Annotated in this window: 21 protein-coding genes; 14 read left to right on the forward strand and 7 right to left on the reverse strand. The window is 30.3% G+C overall.

Annotation, left to right across the window (positions count from 1 at the left end; genetic code table 11):
• Positions 1–7 precede the first annotated feature (7 nt).
• The 13 genes from selD to ACO6OL_RS01695 all read left to right on the forward strand — a co-directional run bounded on the left by selD (position 8) and on the right by ACO6OL_RS01695 (position 12,163).
• A complete protein-coding gene (gene selD / locus ACO6OL_RS01635; protein ID WP_399536002.1) occupies positions 8–982 on the forward strand; it encodes a selenide, water dikinase SelD in 975 nt (324 codons plus the stop codon).
• A 26-nt stretch (positions 983–1,008) separates the two neighbouring features.
• Positions 1,009–1,809, forward strand: a complete 801-nt coding sequence (gene yedF, locus ACO6OL_RS01640; RefSeq protein WP_485501910.1) for a sulfurtransferase-like selenium metabolism protein YedF — start codon at positions 1,009–1,011, stop codon at positions 1,807–1,809.
• Between the two features lie 11 nt (positions 1,810–1,820).
• Entirely contained in the window at positions 1,821–2,093 is a 273-nt protein-coding gene (locus ACO6OL_RS01645; protein ID WP_485501911.1) for a putative Se/S carrier protein, read from the forward strand.
• 96 nt (positions 2,094–2,189) lie between these two features.
• On the forward strand, positions 2,190–4,073 hold the full coding sequence (gene selB, locus ACO6OL_RS01650) for a selenocysteine-specific translation elongation factor (RefSeq protein WP_485501912.1): 1,884 nt from the start codon (positions 2,190–2,192) through the stop codon (positions 4,071–4,073).
• Positions 4,074–4,120: 47 nt separating this feature from the next.
• Entirely contained in the window at positions 4,121–5,272 is a 1,152-nt protein-coding gene (locus ACO6OL_RS01655; protein WP_314160570.1) for an aminotransferase class V-fold PLP-dependent enzyme, read from the forward strand.
• A 10-nt stretch (positions 5,273–5,282) separates the two neighbouring features.
• Positions 5,283–6,665: an L-seryl-tRNA(Sec) selenium transferase gene (gene selA / locus ACO6OL_RS01660; protein WP_314160569.1), complete on the forward strand. Its 1,383-nt coding sequence runs from the start codon at positions 5,283–5,285 to the stop codon at positions 6,663–6,665.
• A gap of 67 nt (positions 6,666–6,732) precedes the next feature.
• Positions 6,733–7,170: a GNAT family N-acetyltransferase gene (locus ACO6OL_RS01665; protein ID WP_314160568.1), complete on the forward strand. Its 438-nt coding sequence runs from the start codon at positions 6,733–6,735 to the stop codon at positions 7,168–7,170.
• Positions 7,171–7,491: 321 nt separating this feature from the next.
• Positions 7,492–7,680 (forward strand): hypothetical protein, encoded by a 189-nt coding sequence (locus ACO6OL_RS01670; protein WP_314160567.1) that lies wholly within the window; start codon positions 7,492–7,494, stop codon positions 7,678–7,680.
• A 78-nt stretch (positions 7,681–7,758) separates the two neighbouring features.
• Positions 7,759–9,258: a Sau3AI family type II restriction endonuclease gene (locus ACO6OL_RS01675; protein WP_314160566.1), complete on the forward strand. Its 1,500-nt coding sequence runs from the start codon at positions 7,759–7,761 to the stop codon at positions 9,256–9,258.
• Position 9,259: 1 nt separating this feature from the next.
• Positions 9,260–10,507: a DNA (cytosine-5-)-methyltransferase gene (dcm, locus tag ACO6OL_RS01680; RefSeq protein WP_314160565.1), complete on the forward strand. Its 1,248-nt coding sequence runs from the start codon at positions 9,260–9,262 to the stop codon at positions 10,505–10,507.
• Positions 10,508–10,516: 9 nt separating this feature from the next.
• Positions 10,517–11,419, forward strand: coding sequence for a class I SAM-dependent methyltransferase (locus tag ACO6OL_RS01685; protein ID WP_485501913.1), 903 nt, complete (start codon positions 10,517–10,519; stop codon positions 11,417–11,419).
• Positions 11,420–11,632: 213 nt separating this feature from the next.
• The gene (gene rpsU, locus ACO6OL_RS01690) at positions 11,633–11,806 is read left to right on the forward strand and encodes a 30S ribosomal protein S21 (RefSeq protein ID WP_003147339.1); all 174 of its coding nucleotides are present in this window, start codon (positions 11,633–11,635) and stop codon (positions 11,804–11,806) included.
• Positions 11,807–11,995: 189 nt separating this feature from the next.
• Positions 11,996–12,163 (forward strand): cytochrome C biogenesis protein, encoded by a 168-nt coding sequence (locus ACO6OL_RS01695; protein ID WP_314161091.1) that lies wholly within the window; start codon positions 11,996–11,998, stop codon positions 12,161–12,163.
• 211 nt (positions 12,164–12,374) lie between these two features.
• Here ACO6OL_RS01695 and fni read toward each other — a convergent pair whose 3' ends face one another.
• The 7 genes from fni to ACO6OL_RS01730 form a co-directional block, all read right to left on the reverse strand.
• Positions 12,375–13,325, reverse strand: coding sequence for a type 2 isopentenyl-diphosphate Delta-isomerase (gene fni, locus ACO6OL_RS01700; RefSeq protein WP_314161090.1), 951 nt, complete (start codon positions 13,323–13,325; stop codon positions 12,375–12,377).
• Between the two features lie 21 nt (positions 13,326–13,346).
• Complete coding sequence (locus ACO6OL_RS01705) at positions 13,347–14,336, reverse strand: mevalonate kinase family protein (RefSeq protein ID WP_314161089.1); 990 nt, start codon at positions 14,334–14,336, stop codon at positions 13,347–13,349.
• Positions 14,303–15,214, reverse strand: a complete 912-nt coding sequence (mvaD, locus tag ACO6OL_RS01710) for a diphosphomevalonate decarboxylase (protein ID WP_314161088.1) — start codon at positions 15,212–15,214, stop codon at positions 14,303–14,305. The genes ACO6OL_RS01705 and mvaD overlap by 34 nt, the downstream gene beginning before the upstream one ends.
• Positions 15,196–16,002, reverse strand: coding sequence for a mevalonate kinase family protein (locus ACO6OL_RS01715; RefSeq protein ID WP_485501914.1), 807 nt, complete (start codon positions 16,000–16,002; stop codon positions 15,196–15,198). Before ACO6OL_RS01715 ends, mvaD begins: the two co-directional genes overlap by 19 nt.
• 198 nt (positions 16,003–16,200) lie before the next feature.
• On the reverse strand, positions 16,201–17,091 hold the full coding sequence (locus ACO6OL_RS01720) for a cation diffusion facilitator family transporter (RefSeq protein WP_485501915.1): 891 nt from the start codon (positions 17,089–17,091) through the stop codon (positions 16,201–16,203).
• A gap of 149 nt (positions 17,092–17,240) precedes the next feature.
• On the reverse strand, positions 17,241–17,894 hold the full coding sequence (locus ACO6OL_RS01725; RefSeq protein ID WP_485501916.1) for a hypothetical protein: 654 nt from the start codon (positions 17,892–17,894) through the stop codon (positions 17,241–17,243).
• A gap of 21 nt (positions 17,895–17,915) precedes the next feature.
• Positions 17,916–18,242, reverse strand: a complete 327-nt coding sequence (locus tag ACO6OL_RS01730; RefSeq protein ID WP_485501917.1) for a PadR family transcriptional regulator — start codon at positions 18,240–18,242, stop codon at positions 17,916–17,918.
• Positions 18,243–18,556: 314 nt separating this feature from the next.
• Between ACO6OL_RS01730 and ACO6OL_RS01735 the strand changes: the two genes are divergently transcribed.
• Positions 18,557–18,949, forward strand: a complete 393-nt coding sequence (locus tag ACO6OL_RS01735; RefSeq protein ID WP_485501922.1) for a GTP pyrophosphokinase — start codon at positions 18,557–18,559, stop codon at positions 18,947–18,949.
• The last annotated feature ends 172 nt before the right edge of the window (positions 18,950–19,121 follow it).

The raw sequence follows: 19,121 nt of genomic DNA on the forward strand, positions 1-19,121 counted from the left end.
CTCGAAAATAGGGCCGGGGGCCTTATCAGATATATTAAGAGACCTTCCTAAAAAAGAAGATAAAAATTTAATAGTAGGATATGAATCTTCAGATGATGCAGCCGTTTATAAAATATCTGAAGATAAGGCGATTATTCAAACTTTAGATTTCTTCACAACAATGATTAATGATCCATATTTATATGGTCAAATTGCAGCTACTAATGCGCTAAGTGATGTGTATGCAATGGGTGGGGAAGTTATTTCAGCATTAAACATCGTTGCCTTCCCAGAAAATATGGACTTAGAAATATTACATCAAATATTAAAAGGTGGAGCTGAGAAAGTTCATGAAGCAGGGGGAGTTCTTGCTGGAGGGCACTCTATCCATGATGCTACACCAAAATATGGTTTATCAGTAACAGGAGTTGTTCATCCTGATAAAATATTACAAAATAACAATTGTAAAGTAGGGGATTTACTAATAGTAACAAAACCTTTAGGTGTAAGTATTATTAATACAGCTCATATGGTTAAAGAGTGTTCTGAAGAAGCATTTGCTCAAAGTGTTAAACAAATGACAACACTTAATAAATACTCTGCTCAAATGATGAAAGATTTCAATGTAAATAGTTGTACAGATATTACAGGATTTGGTTTCTTAGGGCATCTTGTAGAGATGTTAGATGGTAAACATTCTGCAGAAGTATATACAAAAGACATTCCGTATATTGAAGAAGCATATAAATGTGCCAATGAATTTGTTATTACTGCAGGAGGACAATTAAACAGAACGTTTGTCGAGCCGAATGTAGAATATCAAGTAAAAGACTTTGCATTAGAAGAAATTATGTATGATCCACAAACTTCAGGTGGGTTATTAATAAGTTTACCAGAGAATGAAGCACATGAATTATTAGAAAAACTTAATACTCTTGAAATTAAGAGTGCTATCGTAGGAAAAGTTATAGAAAAACAAGAAAAAGCAGTTATCGTTAAATAGAACTGTTATAAAAGGAGAATATAAGTATGAAAAAAGAAATTTTAGACGCACAAGGTTTAGCTTGTCCAATGCCAGTTATTCAAACAAAAAAATTATTAGTGGATAATGACGTAGTCGAAACAATTGTAGATAACGTTATTGCTACACAAAATTTAGAAAAAATGGCGACTCAATTAGGATATAACTTTGCGGTAAAAGAGGAAGCAAAAGATAAATATATCGTTACAATCTCTAAAGGAGAGGTTACTGAGGGTGTAGTTGTTGATACATTATGTGATACATGTGTTGTGCCTGTGACTCAAGCTATACGTGTATTAGAAGAAGAAACAAAAGTCACGTTATTAGTAAAAACTGAAGACAGCGTTGAAAGTCTTAGAAAATTTGCCGATAAAAATAGTTATGAATTTAAAGTTTCTGATATTGAAGGTGGCTTTAGAGTAGAAATTACTAAAGAAGAAGCACCGCAATTAGAAGCTGCTCCAGTTGTTAAGGATGATAGCTACATTGTAGTAATTAACAAAGATCAAATGGGACATGGTAGTGAAGAGCTAGGTAAAAGATTAATAAAAGCTTATCTATATGCTTTAGGGGAACAAGAAGTATTACCTAAAAAAATTATTTTCTACAATAATGGAGGAGTTTTAGTAGATAAAACTCGTAGTCATGTAATTGAAGAATTAAAAACACTAGAAGACGCTGGTGTGGAAATAGTTTGTTGTGGGGCATGTATCGACTATCATAAGATTGACTTAGCAGTTGGTAATCCAACAAACATGTACTTCATCGTAGAAGATATGAGAAAAGCGAACAAAGTAATTCAACCATAGGAGGAAATAGCGTGGAAGAAGGTTTAATTGTTTTTAATAGTACGCATGATTCGATAAAGGCTGATAACATTTGTTTAGAAAGAAAACTTGCAGCATCATTAATTCCTACGCATCCATCAATAAGTGTAGGATGTGGTTTTATGTTAAAAACAGCGTGGGATAATTTTGATAACATTGTAAGAATGTTACAAGAAGAAAATATTGAATATCGTGGACTATACTATTCTAAAAAAACTGGAATCAAGAGAGTAATAAAAAAATTAGAAGATTATAAAATTAAATAAAATTTTGAATAGAGATTAACATAGAGAAAGTTTAAAATGTTTGATTTAATTTTCTTAAATAATCTCTATTCTTAATATAGTGTAAAGGTGAAATATATGAATAACAATGTAATTATAGGTACGGCGGGGCATATCGACCACGGTAAGACTACGTTGATAAAGGCACTGAGCGGAATTGAGACAGATACTACTCAAGAAGAAAAAGACAGGGGGATGTCTATTAACCTTGGGTTCGCATATTTTGATCTACCGAGTGGGAAAAGATGTGGAGTTGTTGATGTTCCTGGTCATGAGAGATTTATTAAAAATATGCTTGCTGGAGTTAGTGGTATAAACTTAGTTTTACTATTAGTTGATTCTAGAGAAGGAATTATGCCACAGACTAAAGAACATATTGATATTTTAACGTTATTAGGGATAGAAAATTATATTATCGTAATGACGAAAATAGATTTAGTTGAAGAAGAATATAGAGAATTAGTAAAAGAAGATATCCAAGAATTTATCTCAGGTACAGTTCTTGAAAATTCTCCAATAATTGAAGTTGATTCAATTAGTAAAAAAGGACTTGATACATTATTAGCTACAATCGATAAGAAAACAGAAGATATCGCAGCAAAAAATGTCGAGAAAAATGCTAGAATTAACATCGACCGTTCATTCCAAGTAAAAGGATTTGGAACAGTTGTAACGGGGACTCTTACAGAAGGTGTTATAAATGTAGGGGATGAATTAGTAATTTATCCAAAAGAAGTAAAAGCAAAAGTTAGGAATATTCAAGTTCACTCAAAAGATGTAGAAACTGCCTATGCAGGTCAAAGAACAGCTATAAACTTAGCGAATATTAAGTTTGATGATGTGAAACGTGGTGATACATTAGCCATTGCAGGTTCATTAACAAAGACATACATGCTTGATACTGAAATCAAACTAATAAATGATGAGAGAGCAAATCTTGAATTATGGGATAGAGTACGTGTTTATATCGGTACTGAGGAAGTAATGGCGCGTGTTGTACCGCTTGGAACAGATTTATTAAAAGCTGGAGAAAGTAGTTTTGCGCAACTTCGACTTGAAGAAGAAATTGCTGTTAAAAACTATGATAAATTTATTATCCGTACATACTCACCTATGATTACAATAGGTGGAGGGGTAATATTAGATGCTAATCCTAAAAAACATAGTAGATTTAACGAAGAAATCTTAGAAAAACTGAAAGTTCAGCTTGAAGGTAATACAACAGATTTAATTGCTAACTATTTATTATCGCATACTGATTACTTAAATTCTAAAGAGAATATTTTAAAAGAACTTCAACTTCCTAAAGAAGAGGTTGAGGAGTCACTAACACAATTGGTAGAAAGCACTACAATCTATGAAACAAAATTAGGTTATATTCATAAGAAAAAATATGATGAAGTGTTAGAAAAACTGAAGAAATTATTAAGTGACTATCACAATAGATATAAATTAAAAGTAGGTATTCCTAAGATTGAAGTACTTTCTAAGTTTAAAATCTCTCAAAAAGAAATGCTAGAGTTATTAGACTTATTCATACTAAATAACGAAATTCGCCTAGAAGGTAATTTAGTTGCAGAAAAAGATTTCGTAGTTAATTATGATAAGAAACAACTGGCAGAAAAAGAAAGAATTGAAAAAGCATTACTAGATGGTGGCTTCACACCTCCAAGTGTTAAAGAACTAACAAATGGTGAAAAACCAAAAGTTGAGTTGTTAGAATCTCTTATAGATAATACGATAGTAAGATTAGATGCTGATTTAGTTTTACATGAAAAAGTATTTAAAGATGCTGTTAAAAAAGTAGAAAATCATTTTAAAACTAATGATCAAATTGGACTTGCAGAATTTAGAGACATGACAGGTTCTAGTAGAAAGTACTCTATGGCCATTTTAGAGTATATGGATAAAATTGGCATAACAAGACGCTTAGAAAATTATAGAGTTTTAGTTAAGAAATAAATATTGAAGGGAGCTAGGTTGTTTATAACTTAGACAGGGTAAGTAATATGAGTTATTATTTTGATTATGGTGCGACATCGCTGAAAAAACCAAAAGAAGTAGCTGATAAAGTCTATGAGGTATTGTCATCGGCAAAGTATGCTAATGCTTCGAGAGGTAGTTATTATGAAGCAAATAATGCATTCCGTGAAGTTTTTGAAGCGAGAAGTGATGTTGCAAAATTTTTCGGTATGAAGAAAGAAGATAGGGTTGTCTTTACTAGTAATTCTACAGAAAGCTTAAATATTGCGATTTTAGGATTATTGGAAAAAGAAGATCACGTTATTACGACTTCTATGGAGCATAATTCGGTTTTAAGACCGATATATTTAGCACATGAAACAATAGGTTGTGAATATACTATTGTTAAAGCTGGTAAAACAGGATTAATCGATTATGATGAACTAGAAAAAGCTATTAAACCTAATACTAAAATGATTGCTATTACACATAGTTCTAACGTAACAGGAAGTATAGTAGATTTAGAAAAAGTTGCGGATATTTGTAAAAGACATAATATTATTTCAGTTGTAGATGCTTCGCAAACAGCAGGAGTAGTACCTATTAATATGGATGAATTGGGAATAGATGTATTATGCTTTACTGGACACAAAAGTTTATATGGGCCACAAGGAATCGGTGGTCTATGTGTGAGACTTAAAGAACCAGAGATTAAGAGATTTAAAGTCGGTGGAAGTGGTGTTAGAACATTCGATGAAAAGCACCCTGGGGAATATCCACTACGCTTAGAAGCGGGTACTTTGAATACTTCCGGAATCCTAGGTTTACATGAGGGAATAAAATATATAAATAAGCATGGCATTGAAAATCTTTATAAAAAACAAATCGACTTTGCGAATAGATTCTATAATGAATTAAAAGACTTGGAATGTTTAGAGTTTTATGGGGATTTTACAAAAGATCGTACTGCGGTAGTAGCATTAAACTTCAAAGGAATATCAGCCTCAGACGTTGCAGATGTTCTTGCTGAAGAATATGATATTGCAGTTAGGCCTGGAGCACATTGTGCACCGCTAATGCATGAGGTACTAGGAACAAAAGAACAAGGGATAGTAAGGTTCTCATTCTCAAGCATGAATACAGATGAGGAAGTAGACTACGCTATTAACGCTATAAAAACATTAGCAAAAGAAATTTAGGAGAAATATTATGTCAAAACAATTATTATCACAAATTCCTGCAATAAATAAGATTTTATTATTAGATGAAATTAAAACGTTAATTCAAGAACATACAGAAGTAGGAGTAAAATCAGCTATTAAAAGCTATATTGATGGAATTAAACAAGAAATATTAAACGAAGAACTACATGAAGTTCCAAGTTTAGAAAAAATTGTAGAAGAAGTTAAACAAATAGTGAAGAGTGAAGATAAAAATTCTTTACGACGAGTTATTAATGCAACTGGAACAATTTTACATACAAATTTAGGACGTAGTTTACTAAGTCAGAAGATTAAAGAAAACATTGAAAGTGTAGCTTTTAACTATTCTAATCTTGAGTTTGATATTGATAATAAAAAACGCGGTAGTCGTTATGTTCATCTTATTGATATTATCAAAAAATTAACAGGTGCAGAAGATGTACTTGTAGTTAACAACAACGCAGCGGCGGTATTATTAACATTAAATACTCTAGTTAAAGATAAAGAAATAGTAGTTTCTCGTGGAGAACTAGTAGAAATCGGTGGAGCATTTAGAATTCCTGAGATTATTAAATTAAGTGGTGGTACTCCTGTCGAAGTAGGGACTACTAATAAAACACACTTAAAAGACTACGAGAACGCAATTACTGACAACACAGGGGCGTTACTAAAAGTTCATACTAGTAACTATAAGATTGTAGGATTCACTAAAGAAGTATCTAATGAAGAAATTTCTTATCTTGCTCGTGAAAATGAACTGGTATCTATAAATGACTTAGGAAGTGGTCAGTTTGTTGATTTCTCTAGATTTGGCTTACCTTATGAACCAACTGTAAAAGAGGTTCTAGATAGTGGTATTGATATCGTAACATTTAGTGGTGATAAACTTCTTGGAGGTCCACAGGCAGGTATTATCGTTGGTAAAAAAGAATATATTGAACAAATGAAGAAGAACCAACTTACTCGAGCATTACGTGTAGATAAGATGACTCTAGCAGCTCTAGAAGCTACATTGAAATTATATCTAGATGAAAAAGAAGCGTTAGAACACATTCCAACACTTCATATGATTTCATTATCAAAAGAACGTTTATTTGCTAAAGCAAACGTATTTAAAACAAGACTTAGTGACCTAGACTTCAAGATTACAATAGCTGAAGACAAAGCAGAAGTAGGTGGAGGAAGCTATCCAGCAAGCTATCTAGATAGTGTTGTAGTAAAATTAGAGCACCCAAGATTAAGTGCGACAGATATTGAACGTCGCTTATTAGAAGTAGAAATTCCAATCATTACACGTATTAAAGATAACGAGCTTATCTTTGATATGAGAACTCTTCGTACTAGAGAATTTGATTTAGTAAAACAAGCTTTAATAGAAATTGCGAAGTAGATAATAGAATTTAAGTTGCAGTAAGTTGCACGTTAAATAATATTTGATAAAATCAGAAGGTGAGTATATGTTTAGAGAAATAAATATAGAAGATGCACAAGAAGTAGCAGAAATTTGTAAAGTAGCATTAGGTTATGATGTAGATGTTGAAAATGTGAAAAGACAAATAGAGCAACTAACTAATGACAAGAAACAACATATTATTATCGGTTATGAAGATGAGAATACAAGGAAGATTATAGGATTTGTTCATGCTCAAATGTATGAAAGTTTCTATAGTGATCTAGGATTAAATATTCTAGGGCTCGCTGTTAACCTTGATTTTCAAGGTAGAGGAATAGGTAAGAAACTTATGAAAAGCCTAGAACAATATGCTGTAGAAAATAGTATTAGTTTTATTAGATTAAATTCTGCCTTAAAGCGTGAAGAAGCACATAAATTCTATGAACATATCGGTTATACCTGTGATAAAGTTCAAAAAAGGTTTATAAAATTGTTTGAATGAATATTAATTTATCAAATTTTGTATTTAATAAGATTATTGGGGCTGACCCAAAAGTCCTAAATTTTAACAAGGTTTATATGAAAATTCATAGACGCAGTGGTTTATTGATATCTAAATTCGCTTTATAAAAGCTTTTTAGATATCTAATAAACTGTGCGGGGGTGACTCTGAAAAATCGATTTCTACGAAATCGCGATTTTTGAGTCACTCCCTTTTTTGTGGATTTTTAAATATTGTTAATTAGAATAATGAGTAAGTGTATTGACACTAGGACAAATAGATGATAGGATCTAATATAACAAAATTAGAGGAAGAATTATTATGGGATATTTAGAAATAGTAAAAGTTATTGAAAGAATATCAGAATCGAATTATAAAGAATATATTAAGGCTATGATTTACATAGAGAAAAATATAAAAGATGAATTAGTTTTGGATAAATTATATCAAGAATATTATGAGAATGATGATATAAATTTATTAAATGGTTTTTTCGATAAAGAAAAATAGATAAATTAAATGATTATTGGCATATTGCTGTAAAAATTATGGTATAATAATTATTATTTGATTAGGAGCTGTATTATTGTGAATTTACCTTATGATAAAAATAATCCATTGGCTATAGAAAAATATGCTAAAAAATTAGAAGGGAAAAAGTTTTTTGAAGTACTAAAAGACTATTATTCAAATAGTGAGATAAGAGAAAGTGGTATTGGTTATTCAGAAAAGAATGAACTTCGAGATAAAATAGCATATTTTAATAATCCTAGAGGAAAGGGAAGTTTAGGAAATCTGTTAGAAGAATATTATTTTTATTACAAGCCAAATAGTGATTCTAATCCTGATTTTTTAGAAGCCGGTACGGAATTAAAGGTAACACCTATAGAGAAAAAGAAAGATGGTAGTTTAAGAGCAGGAGAAAGATTAGTTATTACTATGATACCTAATGATAGACCTGTTGAACCTGTATTTGAAAAATCTCATGTACTAGAAAAAATGAGATTAATGTTGTTAATTTTGTATTTAAGAGAAAAAGATATTTTAAGAACAGAGTATAGTATAGAGTATGTAAAACTATTTTCTATTTTATCAGAGAGCTGTAGAGATGATTTAATAATAATTAAAGAGGATTATTCTACAATTATTACTAAGATTCAACAAGGTAGAGCACATGAACTATCTGAAGGTGATACAAAATATTTGGGTGCATGTACTAAAGGAGCAACAGCCCAAAAAAGCGAACAAAAGCAATATTATAGCGAAATTCCTGCAAAAAGAAGAGCATATTCATTAAAACAATCATATATGTCATATGTGATTAATCACTATGTTGTCGGACAAATTAATACATATGATTCTATTTTGAAAAATACAGAATTGAAAGAAGAAACTTTTGATAATGTAGTATTAAACAAGATTAATGAATATAAAGGAAAAACAGAAGAAGAACTATATTCTCAATTTGAAATCAATAAAAATTCTAAACAAGCAAACAGTAGTTTGATATCAAGAATGCTTGGTGTTAAAACAGATAATGTTGAAGAATTTGAAAAAGCTAATATAGGAATAAAAACAATAAGGATAGATAAAAAAGGTAATCCTAGAGAGAGTATGTCATTTCCAAAATTTAAAATTTTAGATTTTGTTCAAGAAATCTTTGATAGTTCAGAGTTATATAATTATTTCTATGAAAAAAGATTTCTATTTGTTGTATTTAAAGAAAATATGACAGGAGAATATGAGTTAATAGGTTCTAAATTTTGGAATATGCCGATATCAGATTTAGAAGGTATTGGAAAGCATGAATGGGAAAAGTATCAATCTCAATTTATAAATGGGATAGAATTTGAAATAAAAGATAATAGGATAGGTAACAACTTATTAAAATCAAAAGAAACACAAATATTTCATTTGAGACCACATGCTCAAAGATCAGCATATGTAATAAATGGAATAAAATATGGTAATGGTACAGATAGTGATATGGATGAGTTGCCAAATGGAGATAAGATGACAAAACAATGTTTTTGGCTAAATAAAACATATGTTTTAAAGAATATTCAGGACATAATTGAAGGAGAATAACATGAATTTAGATGTTGTAGAATTATTCGCTGGAGTTGGTGGATTCAGAGTTGGATTAAATCAAATAAGCGAATTTGATAAAAAAAGTGGAAAAGCTATAGAAAAAGGTGGATGGAATTTTGTTTGGGCGAATCAGTTTGAACCTTCGACAAAAGCGCAACATGCTTTTGAATGCTACACAACAAGATTTGGAGAGGACGATTGTTCTAATGAAGATATTAATTTAGTTGATAAGAAAAAAATTCCAAATCATACTTTATTGGTTGGAGGATTTCCTTGCCAAGACTACTCAGTTGCACGTTCATTAAGTGGAGAAAAGGGAATAGCTGGAAAAAAAGGTGTACTCTTTTGGGATATTAGAGATGTATTAGTAGAAAAAAATACTCCATTTGTACTTCTTGAGAATGTTGATAGATTATTAAAATCTCCAGCATCTCAAAGAGGACGTGACTTTGCAATTATGTTAAAGACGTTTGATGAATTAGGGTATTATGTACAATGGAGAGTAATAAATGCTGGTGATTATGGAATGCCACAGAAACGTAGAAGAGTATTTATTTTTGCTTCTAAAAAAAATACAAAGTATTCTAAGAGTATAAAAAACGAACAAAACCTTGAAAACAGTATTTTTGAAAAAGTTTTCCCAACAGAAAGTGAATTAGATATTATATTCAATACAGATATTAATACTTATTCTGATGCATTAGATGTAACAGAAAACTATAAAGATGGGAAGTTTTTAGATACTGGAATGATGATAGATGGAAAGATTATTCATAGAGATGTAACTCCAAGAAAATCTGAAATTTATTCGCTAGAGAAGTTATTAAAAAATGCAGAAAAATATAATGATGAAGACTTAAGCAAATACTTTGCAGAAGAAGATAAATTAGATAAATGGAAATATCTAAAAGGATCTAAAAGAATAGAGCGTGAATCAAAAACTGGGCATAAATATATTTATAGTGAAGGAGCAATGAGTTTTCCAGAAAATATTAAAGAACCTGCTAGAACAATGCTGACAAGTGAGGGAACTATCAATCGTTCGTCTCACATAGTATTTGATAAAACTAATAAAAAATATCGAATTTTGACGGAAGTAGAGTGTGAGATGATACAAATGTTCCCACCTAATTGGACTAACACGATGCCTATGCGTCGAAGATATTTTATGATGGGGAATGCGTTAGTAACTGGAATAATTTCGAAGTTAGAGCCAGTATTAAAAAATATTATTGAAAATGAATAAGGAGGAACCATGTCAGATTTAGAAAAATTATTTTTTAAGATAGATAAACAGGTAGAAGAGAACAAAGGTGAAGGGTTATATTTTGACTCTTTAGTGAATTACTTAACTTTGGAGAATGATGAGGATTATTTTGATATTGTCGACAATTTTTCTAAAGAGGATATTAAAAAAGCTTATCAATTTTTACTATTAAAAGCTCTTAAAGAGTTGAATAATCCTAGTTATGACATTACACCAGAAGTTATAACTATGTATGTATCTCATATTTTAGAGTGTTTATACAATAACGAGAAGATTTCTGTAGCTGATTTTGCTAGTGGAAGTGGAAACTTTTTAATTAATCTATCAGCTTTATCAAAAGGTGAATATGAACTAACTTCTGTTGATGTTGATAATAACTACGCAAGATTACAACAAAATATTTTCAATTTATTAGAAACTAATGTTGAAATTATTAATCAAGATGCTCTTAAACCTTTAAATATTAAGAAACAAGATGTAATTATCAGTGATGTACCTTTTGGCTATTATGCAGATGAGGATAACAGCCTAAACTATAAACTTTGTAGTGCAGAAGGATACAGTTTAAATGCTTTACTATTCATCGAGCAAGCGGCTAATTACTTGAATGATAATGGGGTAGGGGTATTAGTAGTACCTAAGAAAGTCCTTGAGCTTGAAGACAATTTCAAGAAATTCTTAGAAGAAGATATTAATCTAAATGCGGTAATTACTTTACCTGATGAGATGTTCAAAAATGCTTCTCAACAAAAAGCTATTATTCTTATAACTAAAAAAGGTCAAACAAAGTTGCCAAATCAAGTGTTCTTAGCTCAAGTGCCAAGTCACAAGAATAAAGAAGGATATGCTAATTTTATTGAAGAGTTTAAAAACTGGTTATCAGAAAAATAATGTAGTTAGTGTATTAATGAAAAGATTATTTTTTCAGAAATATGTTAATAAATTGCTATTAAAGGTTGACAAGTACGTAAGAATATAATACAATATGTAAGTAGATTGCTTAAAAGCAGTCTTATTGATTGAATGTTTGTATTTATTTTATATCTTAAACATTTAATTAAGTATTAAATTAAGATTTTGTAGTATCGGAGGGAGGGAAATCCAATGTCAAAAACTGTAGTTCGTAAAAATGAATCACTAGAAGATGCACTACGTCGTTTCAAACGTGCTGTTTCTAAAAACGGAACTATCCAAGAAGTTCGTAAACGTGAGTTTTATGAAAAACCAAGTGTTCGTCGTAAGAAAAAATCTGAAGCGGCTAGAAAACGTAAATATTAATAATTGGTAATTAACACGCAATTTATTAATAAAATCTAAAAATTTTCCCTCTTTTAGATTTATTTAGAAATAATGACCTCATCGTAAGATGAGGTTTTTTTATATCTATTATTAATGAATAGAGCATCTCTTGTTAAAAAAGAGAAATTGTGTTATTCTAATTTTAATTATAAACATTAGGAGAATAGTATGTTTGCAATAATTTGTTTAAATGTTATGTTATTAATCTCATGTTGGTATTTAATTGCGGAAAATCAAAAGAATAAATCTAAAATTAATGGTTTAGAAGATGATTTAAATAAAGCAATAAAAAGATTATCAGCATTAGAAGAAGAGGGAGTGACTCAAAAATCGTGATTTCATAGAAATCGATTTTGTCGAGTCACCCCCGCAAAGTTTATTAGATATCTAAAAAGCTTTTATAAAGCGAATTTAGATATCAATAAACCACTGCGTCTATGAATTATCATATACACTTTGTTAAAATTTAGGTCTTTTAGGTCAGTCCCAAAGAAATATAGTATAAATAAAAAGAAGATTCCAACCCAAACGGCTGGAATCTTCTTTTTTAAAATTCTACTTTTCTTATTTTTTTATCTAATTCAGCAATTGTTTTAGCATTCATTAATATCATTAAGAACTTAATTTCTTTTTTCCATTTTTCAATTTCTTGAATTAAAGCATCTTTTCCTTCGCTTAAAAGAATTTCTAAAAATATTTTAGAAACACCAACCGCTTTAGCACCTAAAGCTAGACATTTCACAACATCAAGTGGATTTCGTATACCACCGCTTGCGATTATATCAATTTTATCTTTATAAGAGTAGGCTATCTCTAGGCTTTCTGCTGTAGTGTAACCAATAGCTTCTAGGTAAGTTGATTTATCGGTTCTTCGTCCATTTTCGATTCTTGCAAAGTTTGTTCCACCCATTCCACTGATGTCTACAGCGGGGATATTTAAGTCGATGGCTAGTTTAATGGTAGCTTCGTTCATACCAAAACCTGTTTCCTTTAAGATTACAGGAATAGGAGATTTAGAGCTAACTTCTTTTAGATTAGCGTACCAACTTTCGAAATTATGATCTCCTTCTGGCATAACGATTTCTTGAAGAGGATTAGTATGAAGTTGAATATATTTTGCTTGTGATTTTTCGATTGCTTTTAAAACAAGTTTTGAATCTTTATCTAAGCCTAAGTTTACTGAATATCCTTTTGGATAAGCTTCTTCATCTTCTTTACTCTTAAGAGCAGGAGAGTATGATCCTGGGAAAAATTTAATTCCACATTTTTCACTAATTTCCATAAAGTCTTGATTAATCTTATTACAATCTTCACCACCAGCTGTAATAGCATTGATGAAGAATGGAAATTCCCAAGGGTCACCACAAACTGATGTAGAAGTATCAACATCATCTAATCCGAAAAGGGGGATACTGTTGTAATCTATTGCGTATGAGTCTAAGCTAGTTACTTTTGTTTTATCAGCAAGCGCCAATCTAATGTGATCTTTTTTTCTCATAATTAATCCTTTCGTAATATATTATAATTTTTCTAAATTCAGTTGTAGCTGATACTTATCGTTATTTTTCTCGAATCCTAATACAATGTCACCACTGCCTGAACCACTTTGCTTACCAGCCGAATGACTTTCAATATAGTTTTTCATTGCTTTTGTTTCCATTGGTATCTTAGAGAAACTTTCTAAATAAAGTAGGTTTTCTCTAAGTTTTCGTATAGTGCTTAAAGCAGACGTAGCATCTGTTTCTTCTAAATTCTCTTTTAAAGTTTTTACTAGCGTATTAGAAGTTTCAACAAAAATTCTAAATTCTTCTTTGTAGTTGTCTTTATGTTTTTTCCAAAGTTTTACGTGCTCTTTCGTATCTACAGCTTCACCAGTCCAACGTGCTAGTATGCTTAAATCAGCTTTTGGATGAACTTTTTCGATACGAAGACCATCCCAATTTGAGTTTATTATTTCTTTAACAGATTTGTCTTGATGAATCATATTATTAACGAAGTCAGCGTTAAATTTTTCGTAATATGTAATACCATCATTAATGCTCGCAGCAACGTCACCCATAGATCCACTTAGACTGTGTTTGATATTGAATAGGGCGACTAGTTTAAAAATAGTTAAATCGTTATAAGCTACATTTTCAAATGATAATATAGCGCGAGCTATAGCCACAAGTACGGCACCAGAAGAACCTAAACCGTATTTTTTATCGTCATTGTGAAGTTCATTATAAATAGTAAGAGAAAATGTTTTATTACAATTTGTATATTCTGTTAAAAATAGAATAAATTGTTGAACAAGAGTGAAGTTACTATTTTCTTCTAATAATCCAACTTTGGTTTTATTGATAGTATCGAAGATAGTAGTTTTATCACTTTTTTCTACAAATACTGTAATTTTTTTAGGAACACTTGTTATTAGTGCAGAAGCGTAATCCTCTAAAATCGCATATTCTCCAGCGAGATAGAGTTTACCGTAGGCTACTCCATGCACAAAATGATTTTTTTCTTCCATAATTTTGAAATTTCCTCATATAATTTGTCTTGGTCTTCCCTTAAGTAAAGTACTTTCACATTCGGACCAGCATCCATTGTGAAGTAACATTTATAACCTTTAGAACGTAGTTCTTTTACAATATCCATCGCCATGTGACTCTCTTCTGTTAAGAATGAGAAGCTAGGAGTAGATGTAGAAGTAGTACCATGCATAGCTAAAGCATTACTTTCTGTAATTTCGCCAATTTTTTCGAAATCAGCATTTTTTAAAGCTTCTTTCATTAATACAAAATCACCTTTAGCTTTTTCAACCCAAGCATCGAATGTTGTTGATGTTTGAACACAGCGTTCCATAGCGACACGGCTAGAAATTTTCTTTCTATCCTCGTTAACTACAAGAACCATCATTCCAAAATCTAAAGAGCACTCCAATTCTTCAACACTTCCATCTTCAAGCCATGCAGCAAGTTTATAAAAACTTCGACAAGAAGAACCAGATCCTTCTTTAGCTATTTCAACTAATTCTTTAGTAGTTTTGTTTAATTTAAAATATTTATTACAAGCAAGAACTAAAGCCATAGTGCCACTAGAACTTGAAGAAAGCCCTGCAGCAGTTGGTACAGTATTATAACTTCTTATAGTTATAGCTTCACGATTAGTTGGTGTGAATTTAGAGATGAACTTAATCATTTTATCTACTTCTTCTTGACTTTGTTTTTCGTCATTGATATAAAATTCATCAATATTATTATCATTTTTCTCGATTTTTGTTTTTGATAAAAGATTGTCTAATCTTAAAGAAATATTAGGATTATAAGGTAAGACAGGATCTTTAGATTTTTTCCCCCAGTACTTTACTAGGGCAATATTAGCATAACCTAAACTGTAACTATCCATGATGAATATCCTTTCTCTTTTAATGCATTTTGAATTTCTAATGCATTTTCTTTTGTTTTGCTAAGACTAATGCAACATCCACCAGCGCCACCACCAGTTAGTTTAGCACCGACTGCATTATTATTTTTACAAATTTCCACAACCTCATCGTTGCTAGCGTGACTTACTCCAAGCTTTTGTAATAAGTCGTGAGCTTTGTACATATAATGTCCGACAAGATCGATGTCTTTATTTTTTAATGGTTTAATTACTAAATCGGTAATTTCGCCTAATTCAGCAATATAATTTTCATATTTATCATAATTATCCGCTATATGCTTTAGAGTTTCTTTAGTAATTCCAACAACTCCTGTATCGATAATTAGTAAATAACTATTTAAGTCAAAATCTAATTCACTAGCTCCTTCTTTTTTAGAAAATAAAAGGGGAGTATCACTAAGTACTTGATTAACATCTATACCACTAGGATTACCGTGAATAAATTTTTCGCATTTATTTGCGATTTCTCTTACATTTGGGAGTTTTTTAGCACGTGCAATAGCGATACTTAGAGCAGCAGAAGATCCTAGCCCTCGTCCAACTGGAATAGTGCTAGTTATATTAATTTTTGTTTTTTTATCAATTTCACATGTACCAGCGATAAAACTTAAAATTTCATCACGTTGTTGAATTGTCTCTGTGTCTTCTAATGTAACTTTGACGTTCATCTGCGGAAGGGGAATAGTTATTCCTTTATATCCATAAACGACGGCATGTTCACCGAAGAATATTGCTTTTGCGTGTGTCATAAATTTAAAAACTCCAATTTTATTTAAGTATTATTTTAAGCTATTTAATTAAAAAATAACTAAGACTAAAAATACTTTTATATGTACAATAATTATACTTTTAGTATTAGTTTTTGTCAAACGTACGAACAATAAAAAAGATGAAATTATACAGTAAATAACGGTTGTTATAAGGTGTATAATTTCATCAAAATATATTTAATATGTGTGACATGGAATGCCATGTGGTTCTAAGTGTACTAAAGTTTCACAATAATAGAATTCTTTAGAGAGTGCTTTTTCAATATTAACCGTAATATCGTGACTTTGTTTAACATTTAAAGAAGGATCAACGGTAACTGTAATATCGATAAAGTATAATAAGCCATGAGTTCTACCTTTCGTATCGACTATAGAAGTTACACCGTTGATGTCAGTTACAATATCATTAACCTTGTCTATCACTTCAGAATCTACACCATCGGTAAGAACGTGTGTAGATTCTTTGAAGATGCTAATTGATGTGTAAATAATAAGTAATCCAACTATAATTGCGACTACTGAATCAGCTATTGGAATACCTATATATGTAGAAATAATCCCTATCAGTGTAGCGATAGAAACAAATGCATCGCTTAGATTGTCAAGTGCGGCAGCTTTTAGTGACTTGCTGCCAATTTTTTTAGCAAGACGAATATTATAGAAATATACACCAAGCATAATTAGACTTGCTATAAATGCTACAATTGCTGACAGTATGCTAGGTTGTTCAATCGTTCCTGAGATAATTTTTTTAATTGCGTACATTACTACTTCAATTCCAGCGTATAGCATAATAAATGAAGCTATTAATGTAGATATAAGCTCGGCTCTAAAGTGACCATAAAGGTGGTCTTCATCTGCTGGTTTTCTGGAAATCTTCAAACCGATAAGAACACAAACTGATGAAATCACATCGGTAGCATTGTTAATACCATCGGCAACAAGAGCTGAAGATTTAAAGAATATACCAGCGCTAAGTTTTAATACTGTAAGTAGCAAATATGATAAAATACTAAGTTTAGCGCCCTGTTCAGCATGTTTTAATTTATCGAAAATTGAGTTATTCATGGCTTCTCTCCTAAAATAATGTTTTACCATTATAACAGGTTTAAAAAAATTATTCAATAGAAAAAATGTTATTTTTAAATTAAAATTATTTCTCTATGGTGAACTTTTATAAAAATTAGCTCGACAAATAGAATAGTCGAGCTAGTTTACTATATCTTTTTAGAATAGTATTTTTTGAAGGTTAAAAAAATGTATATATAAGAAAGTGCACTAAAAATTCCAAATAAGTATAAGATGTTACTTGATACTGTTACTTCTAGAGAAAGATACTCTGGAAGTAGCTTTAATTTATTTAGAATAGGTATTAGAATAAAAGAAATCTCAAATATAATTAATGATGAAATATATATAAACCATTTATTTTTCTCTGTTTTTTTATAAATTAATAGATATAAGCAAATTAATGATCCTATAGCTAATAATAGTATAGAGAACATTGTTGTAATTGGCTCGATAGTTTTAGTAAATATAGAAGGAGCCAAAGAACTAATAATTAAAATTAAAAGATAAACTAGAGAAAATCTAAATATTTTCATTTTGTTTTCCTTCGGAAGTTCAGCGATTATTGATGAAGATAATTTGTTTATATCATTTCCAAAAACATCGGCAAAGTTTTTTCCTTGTTTTTGATATAGAATCAAATCTTGTAATATTTCTAGCAATTGAATTTCTAGTTCTGATTCTTTTTTTGTAGTATTTTTCATTCGACAAGCGACTAAAAGCTCTTCATAATATTTCTTATTATTTTCATTAAGTTGAGGTCTAAGTTCGTTATTTTGTTTTATTAAATCAGCTATGTTCATAATAATTTCTCCCTGTGGGCGTTATTTATTTTCTAAAATTTTTGTTATTGTAGTACTTATATTTCCCCAGACATTTTTAAATGAGTTTATATACTCTTCACCATTTTTGGTAATTGAATAATATTTTCTAGGAGGTCCAGAGTTACTCTCCTTTAAGTAACTAGTGACCATATGCTCCTTTTCTAATTTTAAAAGTAGAGGATAGATAGTTCCTTGGGCAACCATATCGAGCCCATAATTGGAAAGTTGCTCAGTTATTTCGTAGCCGTACATTTCTTTATTTTTTATTAGCTGTAAAATACATGCTTTTAATGTACCTTTTAGTATTTGGGAAGTGTTTATCTCCATTCTGTGCCTTCTTTCTTTTAATATCTAGTCGTGATTAGTTAAGTAAAAGATGTTCTTGATAAAACTATTTTAGAAATAATTTTTAGCTTTAGTTCCGCTATCTTGTTATACATAATAGTATCATAAGCAGGCTATCTTGTAAAGCAAAATAGCCTGAGAGAAGAACTAGTGAGTATATAGTGAATAAAGGATTTAGTAATAGGTTAAGTGTAGTCGAAGGTTGTTTGAAGATTCTTGTCAGTGAAGATTGACTAATAAAATATGAACGTATATAATAAAAATATGAAACAATCTCAAAGTGAAAAGCCTATGAAATAGCTAAGAAAGCTCATTTAGGACAAATTGATAAAGCTGGGGAAGATTATATTAAACATCCTGAAAAGGTGGCTAGTTTTGTAAATTCTGATGAAGAAAAGGCGGTAGCGTATCTTCATGATGTTATTGAAGATACGGAATTGTCCTTAGAAGATTTACGTGAGTATGGATTCTCTGAAGAAGTTTTGAAAGCTGTTGATGTTATAACAAAGAAAAAAGGACAAGATTACCAAATTTATTTAAATTCTGTAAAAGAAAACAAACTTGCTCGAGTGGTAAGATTAGCAGATTTGCGTCATAATTCAGATCTGACGAGGTTAATAAATATTACAGAAAAAGATATAGAAAGAAAAGAAAAATATCAAAAAGCTATCGATTTTTTAAATTCCTAAAGAGTTACTAGTTATCAGTAATTTGGCTACATAGATATAATGAAAAAAGACAAGGTTTAAAAAACTGTACCGACTCCAAAAAAGTTAGACCAAAAAATCTAACTTTTTGGAGGTCGGTATTTTTATGACTAAATATAATTTTGAATTTAAAAAGAAAGTCGTACTAGAGTAT

This window comes from Gemella sp. (genome assembly GCF_057272915.1).